The organism is Vibrio sp. 03_296 (assembly GCF_002265885.1).
In genome coordinates this window covers 1-1,066 of record NZ_NPKW01000191.1, presented here as the reverse complement: position 1 = coordinate 1,066, position 1,066 = coordinate 1, and the positions used below count along the sequence as shown (strand labels likewise).

At 40.5% G+C, this 1,066-nt stretch carries 1 tRNA gene and 1 pseudogene; one reads left to right on the top strand and one right to left on the bottom strand.

Annotated elements, in window-relative coordinates:
• Positions 1–88: 88 nt before the first annotated feature.
• Positions 89–164 (bottom strand) — tRNA-Asn (locus CIK04_RS22825).
• 608 nt (positions 165–772) lie between these two features.
• Between CIK04_RS22825 and CIK04_RS22820 the strand changes: the two are divergent.
• A pseudogene (locus CIK04_RS22820) lies at positions 773–1,018 on the top strand (DEAD/DEAH box helicase family protein); the annotation flags it as partial.
• Between the last annotated feature and the right edge of the window lie 48 nt (positions 1,019–1,066).

The following is a 1,066-nucleotide window of genomic DNA, read 5'->3' as shown; positions in this document are numbered from 1 at the left end:
AACGATTGACTTAAGGCCGTGTCGGAGATGTTTAAGCTGGGAAATATAAAAAAACGGCCACATTCCGAAGATGTGCGTTTTTAGAATTTGGCTCCTCCTGCTGGGCTCGAACCAGCGACCTGCGGATTAACAGTCCGTCGCTCTACCGACTGAGCTAAGGAGGAATTGCTTCGCTTAAAAGCGGGACGCATCTTACTCAGCAGGTTTGGGTGTGTCAATAATAATAATGAGACAAAATGCCAAGAAACTGTAAAAAAAGTGCTTTACTTTTCTGCATCCCTTTTCTTTATTGGCCTGCCTTTACTTATCCACCAATTTTGTGGATAAGTGTGTTAGTGAAACTTGAGCAAAATAAAAACAGACACGAACTAGAGTAAGTGCTCAATTATTTTAAAGTATGGTATTTCTTTTTAAATATTGAATTTGAAAGGTTTTTATTAGGAATTGGCATTTATAGAGCTTGTGGATAATTTTCTTGATTTAGGCTGGAATGAACGAAAAAACAAAAATGGGGAAAAGATGTGGATGACAAAAACGTCTTTTTGCTGATAGAGCAATGATTGGGCGGTGGAGGATATCAGAGTTGAAATTGATAAGCCAGAAAAATGTCATGAAATGGTTAACTCTCTTCAACAATAAAAGTGGTCACTGTCGCCTGATTCGTTTGGCTGACTAAAAGTTGTGTTGTATGCCTAAATTGCAACTGTTCTTATGAGGGGTGGGAGTGTATATTTATATCAGTTTTTTACGTTGTGCTGTAGTGAGAGGAAAAATGAGCAAACTTTACGATCTGGTTTCTGACTATGCGCCATCGGGAGATCAACCAACGGCGATCAAACAACTGACAGAAGGGTTGGATGCTGGTTTGGCTCACCAAACCTTACTCGGAGTGACGGGATCCGGTAAAACATTTACCTTGGCGAATGTGATTGCTCAAGCGCAACGTCCTGCAATTCTACTTGCGCCAAACAAAACCCTTGCCGCCCAACTTTACGGTGAGATGAAAGCGTTTTTTCCCAAATAACGCGGTCGCAATATTTTGTCGTCTTACTACGATTATTACCAA